The organism is Mycobacterium sp. TH-M106, assembly GCF_057473765.1.
In genome coordinates, this window is record NZ_JBYCLE010000245.1 from 1 (window position 1) to 7,122 (window position 7,122).

Here is a 7,122-nt window from a genome sequence, read left to right on the forward strand (position 1 = left end):
TGACGAATCCGGCGAAGTTAGCAATCGGGGTGATTTTGGCGGGGTCGAATTTGATCACGGAGTACTTCAGACCAGGGTCGTTGGCAAGGGCCACCACAGTACCCACCGGTCCGAGGCTTTCCGAGCCCTCGGCGACGACTGGGGAGTCAGGTCCGCCGCAGCTCGCGGCGGTAAAGCCAACCAGGTCTCCGGTGTTGTCGTGTCCGATGGTTGCCAACGTGCAATAGCTGCCGCCGACAATGATGCCGGCCCCGCCGCCCAGCGGGACGGCCGCCGAGGCGGTGGGAGAGGAAAGCGCGGCCAGCAATACCGCCGCGAACCCTGTCGCCACCAGCGAGCCACGACCAATGCGCACAGGGAAACATTATCCATTTCGTCTCGGTCCCGCGTTCACCTCTGGCGTCAGCCGGGGGCTCCGGGGGTTCCCGGGGTGCCGTCGCCGCCGCCGTTTCCACCGTTTCCGCCGGGTTGAGCAAACGCGCCGTTTCCGCCGTTGCCGCCGTCGCCACCACGGCCGTTACCGTCGACCCCGACGCGGCCGCCGTCTCCGCCGTTTCCACCGATGTTGAGCGCGTTGGAGCCGCCGCCGCCGTTGCCGCCATTGCCACCTGCCCCACCGGTGCCGCCCGGGATGCCGGCACCACCGTTGCCGCCGTTTCCGCCGGCTGCGGCGCTGCCGCCGGTGCCGCCGGTGCCACCGTCCCCGCCGGTGCCGCCGTCGGCTGCGCCGCCCAACCCACCGGCGCCACCGGAACCCGGGGACAGGCCGACACCGCCCGTGCCGCCGTCACCACCATTGCCCCCGGTCCCACCATCGCCGGCGCCTCCGCCCCCGCCACCGCCGCCGCCACCGCCGTTGACAAGTCCACCCACGCCAAGGCCCGTCCCGCCGGTGCCGCCGCGCCCGGGGGTCCCGCCTGTCCCGGCGCCGCTGGTACCGCCGGCGCCGCCGTCACCGCCGGCACCCGCTTGATCGATGATCAACGAGCTGCTAGCGCTACCGGCGCCGCCGTTGCCGCCGTGGTTTGCTTGAGCACCGTCGATGCCATTGCCGCCGTCGCCGCCGTTGCCGCCGTCGCCGCCGATGGCGATGGGATTCCCCTCGGTGTGACCGCCGTTACCGCCCGTGCCACCAACCCCGGCCACGGCGCCGGCGCCCGTGGCGTCGCCACCGGCCCCACCCGCGCCGCCGATGCCACCGACCCCCAACGTGGTGGGATTGCCGCCAGGAACACCGCCGGCCAGTGGCATGGAGTCACCACCGACGCCACCGTCGCCGCCGGCGCCGGCGACGGCATCGGTCCCGGTGGCCGCGCCGCCATCACCGCCGGCCCCACCGTCACCCCCGGTGGCATACGTCAGCAGCAGGGCCAACACCACCGGATAAGCGAAGCCCTCCTTGCTGCCCGTGCCGCCGCTACCACCGTCGCCGCCGGCACCGGCGATGCCGTCGGGACCGCTGGCCGGCCCACCAGCACCACCGTTGCCGCCGTCGCCACCGATCCCGGACGTCAAGAAGCCACCGGCGCCACCGTTGCCGCCGTTACCGCCGGGCTCGCCGGCGCTGCCGTCCCCGCCGTTACCACCGGCGCCGCCGTCACCGACCACAAACCCGCCCGCGCCCCCGGCACCGCCGGCAGCGCCGGTCCCACCGTCGCCGCCGGCGCCGCCGTTGCCGAACAGCCCGGCCGCACCACCCTCGCCGCCGGCCACCCCGGTCTCGGTGGAGTTCCAGCCGGCACCGCCATCGCCGAACAACCAGCCACCGGCCCCACCGTCGGGATGCAACTCAGTACCGACGGCACCGTTGTCGATCAGTCCCCGGCCGGTCAGCTCCTCGAACGGCTCGTTCAGCAGATTGTTGATAGGCGCGGTCACCGGGCTGGTGATCCAAGCCTCCCCAAGACCATGCAGTGCCCCGTAGATCGCACCCATCAGCCCCCCGGAGTCGATGAAACTGGTTACCCCCGAGACCGGCGGATCAGCAAGCCCACCCAGGGCGGCGTTGACCCCCGCTGCCGGGTCGCCGGCGCCCGGGTCGGGCAGAACCGCGGCGACCGAGTCAGGAAACGCATCGCTGGTGTCGGCCGATGCAGCAGGATCGAGCCAGAGAGTGGGGTCGAGCAGATCGTCGAGCCCGACGTCCGCACGGGCGACCGGCGCAACCGCCGCCAGAAACACCGCCGCCGAACCCAACCCAACCCAGCGACGACCACGATGCCGTCCACTACCCTTACAACCGAACACCCGGACCCCCAGCGAAATTTTTCCCGTCGGGCGGTTACACCCGACACGAGCTGTCCCCGAGCATATTCGGTGAACTTAACCGGGGTGCTCACCGCTCTGTCGCCGCAGGTCAATTCGGGCGGTGCGTCCCAAAAACTTCATGGGTACGTTCCAAACCGTTCCCGCGGCCGCACGCTGACCAGGTGTGGAGGTATTTCAGGCCAGTCCCCGAGGGCGACGAGGGCGAAGGGCGAGGGACATCCTTGACTACCTGACTAAAACCCCGCCGATCCGCGCGACCAGCGGATTTCAGCGGTGTCCTGGGCGTCCTAGTGCCGTTCCTGATGCAACGGTACGCAGTCTGTGCCGATCAGGGTGTGGCGGGTGTGAGTTTAGCTGGCACGACGAATGCCACGCGACGTCTGGGTCGGCGTGGCCGGCGTGGGTTGGCGCTGGTCGTGGTGCCCGGCGTTAGGTGGCTCGCTCGTGGGGTTGTCGTCGCCAGTGCAGGTAGGCCGCGATGGCGTTGCGGCCTATGGCGAAGCCGAGCATGACGGTCAGTTGTCGCACGGCAGTGTTCTGTGCCCCCAGAGCGTCGACAGTGGCATCGCGTAGAGCCGGTCGCCGTGCGAGGCCGAGTGCATACCGAGATGGAACAAGATGCCGGCGTGCAGCTTGTCGCCCAGGTGTGCACCAATCCAGCGCAGTCCGCGGAAGGCATCGGCGCCCGGCGAAGTGGACGCCTTTATCTCGATGGCCACAACCCGGCCTCGCGGACCCTCCAACAGGAAGTCGACCTCACGGCGGTCGGTGGTCCGGACATGGTACAAGTCGGCCCTAATATCAGCGGTTGCAATGGATTTCGTCAGCTCCCCGACCACGAAGGTTTCCAGCAGCGGTCCGAGCACTGCGTTGCCGGGTTCGGCGATTGCGTCGGCGTCGGCACCCAGCAGATGGGCCGCGAGTCCGGAATCGCTCACGTAGAGCTTCGGTGTCTTGACTAGACGCGACACCCGGTTCGATGACCAGGCGGGCAACTGCACCGTCAAGAACACGATGTCCAGGTAGGACAGGTAATTGCGGGCAGTGTCCCGTGCCAGTTCCGCACCCCGGGCGAGATCGGTGAGAATCGCGAGGCTACCGGACCGCGCTGCCACGAGACCGAGGAGCTTGGCGACCGCATCCGCGCGGGCAACTGAGGCGAAGTCGCGGATGTCGCGATTAATCACCGTGGCGAGATACCCGTCGAACCAGGCGCGCCGGGCAACGCCAGGTTGGATTCGCAGCGTTTCGGGGTAGCCGCCGGCGACGATGCATTCGAGGTAGGCGTCACGGTTCCACGTCGACGTTGCGAGCAGCCCGGCTGGGTCGTCGAAGAGGCGGCCCACGATGACCTGCTGGCTGCCCACGCGCTCTGCCATGCTGAGCGGCCACAGCTCGACGAACGCGAGGCGTCCGGCAAGAGATTCGGAAAGCGTGGGGACGGTGAGGAACCGGCTCGATCCCGACAGTACGAACGATCCCGGTCGCGGATCGGCGTCGACGACCATCTTGATCGCGCGGATTAGTTGATCACCACCGAGTTGCACCTCGTCGATACCTCGCGGTAGTGCTCCGTACCGTGCGAAGGCAACCGGGTCGTCACGCGCCGCCTGCAGCATGTCGACAGTGTCCAGGGTGCGATAGGTGCCGCCCACTCGGTCGAGGTAACGGGTCAGCAGCGTTGACTTCCCAGACTGGCGCGGGCCGTTCACCATCACGATCCGCAGGCCCGCCACCAGTTCGTCCAGTCGTCGTTCGGCTGCACGAGAGATATACGCATCAGGCGGTTGCATGCCTAGATACTAGTCGATTATTTGACTAGTGACTAGCCAAATAGCTACACAGAATTTCAGCTTGCCGCACGGCGAGGCGTTCGCGGTGAGCTCGCGGCTACCACGCGCGAGACCCGGGCCAGATGCTCGCGTAAAATTACGGCCAGAAACGTTCGGGGCGCTCCCGATCAGCGGCCTCTGACAGACGCCGGGACCCTGGGGTCGACACCGGCCGGGATCGGCGGACCCCACCGACCTGCGGTCGCGGCGTTTTAGAGACGGCCCGCGAGGGCGTGTCTTCGAATACCTGACTGAAACCCGGTCGGTTGGTGCCACAGGCGGCTTTCACGGCGTCCTGGTGCCGTTCCCGACGAATCGACACTACGTCTCGGCCTGCCGGGGTGTGGCTGGTGCGAGTTACACGCAGATCAAGCACCATGTGGAAGCGGCCGAGCGCTACACCAATCTGGCCTCGCGCGGACTGCTCACGGCCGGCTGGATCAGCCGTGCCCGCGCAGGATTATCCGTATCATCCTGAGGTTGTAGCGGACGAACCGCCAGGGCTGGATGAGCAGGCTCTGGCGTGCCCACAGTGTGCCGCGGGTGGGCAGCGGGGCAGAGGCGATGCTTTCGGCAGTCCGGGCGTTCGCCGTCGACTCGATGCTGTCGTCGTCCACGAGAGCGCCTCTCATTCGGGTCATTCGGGGATCAGCCACCAGAACGGCCGGGCTTTTGCCTTGTAGATGAACAGGTAGTGTAGCGCCAGCTTTATCCAGTGCCCGGCCAAACCGATCTCTCCAGACGTGCCGGCGATATCGCGGCCGGTCTGCGGATACTTCTTCCAATCGGGAACGATCGGGTACATCGTCATCGCCGCAGCCGAACCTTGCCCGAAACCGGTGCCGGCCGAGGCGACGCACGCGGCGCCCACGGTCGCCATCGAGACCTGGTGGGCGGGCACGGGGGCGCCCTTGGTGATTCGGTCGCGGATGGTCTCGGCGACCGCCTTGGCCATCATGCCCGACGGCATGCCGGTGCGTGGTGGGGATGGGGTGATGACCGTTCCTTTAAGGCTCTTGCGTGGCTTCGAGATCGGATGCGGGGGCGCAAAAGCGATGCCCGGCGCGAAGATGTTCGGGTAGGCGGGCGACTCGTAGGTGTGCGGCCAGTCATCGGCGGACCATTCTTCGTAGGGCTTCCCCGAGTAGTCGGCGTCGACTTTCAGAAAGCCCGACGGCGCGAACAGGGCGGAGGTGATATCGGCGCCGTCCTTGTCATAGGCGGCCAGCGCCACGCCCCGAAACGGCGGCAGCAGCATGGCGAAGTCGAACTCCAGGGTGTGCTCGTTGCCGTCAAGCTGCTCGTAGCGCAGTTTGCCGTCCATGACCTCGCTCACGTGCGCCTGGGTGATGGCCTTGACGCCGCGCTCGCGAAACAGCGACTCGGTCCACATCCGGCTGGACTGCACGAAACCTTTCTCGACGAACTGCATGCCGTCGACGCCGAAGTCGCCGAGTTCGTATTCATTGGTGAGGTAGATGATCTCGGCGAGGTCGCGCACCCCGGCGCTGCGCAGCGTGTGCTCGACGTTGAACGTGTACTCGAACGCCGCGCCCTCGCAGGTGCAGGTGCCGTGTCCGACGCCGACGACCAGGCGTTGCTTCTCGCCAGCCTTCAGCTTGGCGACGACCTGGTCGAAGGCCTGGGCCGTTGCTGCGGCGTGGGCAGCGGTGCACACCGACCAGGAGTGGCCGTCGGGTCCCAGGCCGGGTGTGGCGGCGAAGTTCAGCTGCGGACCAGTGGCGTTGATGAGGTAGTCATAGCTGAGGTTTCCGGTCTCACCACGGTGTTCCTCGTCGGTGTAGGTGAAATCCACCGACGGCGACGACTGCTCGCCCGTACCCTCGGGCCGGATCGCGGTGGCAAGACCCTGGTGGAAGACGATGCCCTTGCGCTGATAGACGGGCTTGAGCGGAACCAGCACCTTTTTGACGTCCGTCCGGCCAACTCCGACCCAGATGTTCGATGGTATCCAGTTCCAGTCGGGCTGCGGTGAGATTACGACGACCTCGTGCTTTCGGGATAGCATTCGGCGCAGGTGCAGCGCGGCGGTGTGTCCGGCGATCCCCGCGCCCAGGATGACGGTTCGTGCCATTGGTGCTCCTCGGTCGACAGACAATCCAGGCCCATGGTATACCGCGTGGGGTATATGTCGCAATTGTGCCCGCCCCTCAGCATTTGCGACTACGCCCTGGTCTGCGCGCAGCCGCAGAACTGCGAAAGTCGCAGATCTATACCCACTGGGGTATACTGACTCGGTGCCTTACGCCTAGACGGCGCAGCGGAATCACCCGTGGGTCGTGCGCGATGGTGGTTTGCGGTGTCGACCACTGCCCGTGAACATCGGCTGCACTCGGATGGAGGTGTCGATCATGCCCGGGTGGCGCCTCCGCGACTTTCACGACGACGACCTCGAACAGGTCATCTCCATCTGGGAGGAGTCTCGTCACTCCGACGGGGCACCGCCGGTGTTTACGATTTCTGAGGTGGTGTCCTCGGCTCGGTCGGGGCGCCCGGCAGTGGTCGCCGTTGTGGGCGAGGAAGTCGCAGGGGCCGGGTTGGCCCAATTCGATGGCGAGCGCGCCTGGATTGCGATGGTCGCACTGGGTGACAAGTGGCGTAACCGCGGGATCGGCAGCGCCTTGCTCGCGGAGTTGGAGCTGCGTCTGCGCACTCTGGGAGTCCGGCGAATCGGTGCGTTGCTTCCGGCCGGGGCCACCGGCACCGCGGCGCTGCGACACTGCGGCTATCAGGAGCGTGCCGGGCTGACGTATTTCGAGAAGATCGACGTTGTCCGCAGCTCAGATGCGGGTCTGCTCGCGCAACTCGGCGGACAGGTGCTTCCGTGTGCAGGTTGGGATGCGGTGGCGGGCATGGAGACAGAAAAGCAGGTCGTGGAGCGGCGGATCGTGATGCCGCTCACCGAGCCCGATGTTGCGGAAAGGTACGGCGTCTCACCGCCGAAAGCGGCCATCCTGTTCGGGCCGCCGGGTACCGGTAAGACCAGCTTCGCCAAGGCTGT

Annotated in this window: 5 protein-coding genes and 1 pseudogene; 1 reads left to right on the forward strand and 5 read right to left on the reverse strand. The window is 67.2% G+C overall.

Annotated elements, in window-relative coordinates:
* The 5 genes and pseudogenes from AC2VOP_RS08525 to AC2VOP_RS08545 all read right to left on the reverse strand — a co-directional run.
* A pseudogene (locus tag AC2VOP_RS08525) lies at positions 1 to 349 on the reverse strand (serine protease); the annotation flags it as partial.
* Between the two features lie 53 nt (positions 350 to 402).
* Positions 403 to 2,181, reverse strand: a complete 1,779-nt coding sequence (locus AC2VOP_RS08530; RefSeq protein ID WP_486960560.1) for a PGRS repeat-containing protein — start codon at positions 2,179 to 2,181, stop codon at positions 403 to 405.
* Between the two features lie 602 nt (positions 2,182 to 2,783).
* A complete protein-coding gene (locus AC2VOP_RS08535) occupies positions 2,784 to 4,061 on the reverse strand; it encodes an ATP-binding protein (RefSeq protein WP_486960561.1) in 1,278 nt (425 codons plus the stop codon).
* A gap of 479 nt (positions 4,062 to 4,540) precedes the next feature.
* Complete coding sequence (locus AC2VOP_RS08540) at positions 4,541 to 4,717, reverse strand: hypothetical protein (RefSeq protein WP_486960562.1); 177 nt, start codon at positions 4,715 to 4,717, stop codon at positions 4,541 to 4,543.
* 20 nt (positions 4,718 to 4,737) lie between these two features.
* Positions 4,738 to 6,195: an NAD(P)/FAD-dependent oxidoreductase gene (locus AC2VOP_RS08545; RefSeq protein ID WP_486960563.1), complete on the reverse strand. Its 1,458-nt coding sequence runs from the start codon at positions 6,193 to 6,195 to the stop codon at positions 4,738 to 4,740.
* 277 nt (positions 6,196 to 6,472) lie between these two features.
* On the opposite strand from AC2VOP_RS08545, the gene AC2VOP_RS08550 reads away from it, so the two are divergent.
* A partial coding sequence (locus AC2VOP_RS08550) for a GNAT family N-acetyltransferase (RefSeq protein WP_486960564.1) occupies positions 6,473 to 7,122 on the forward strand: 650 nt, incomplete at its 3' end.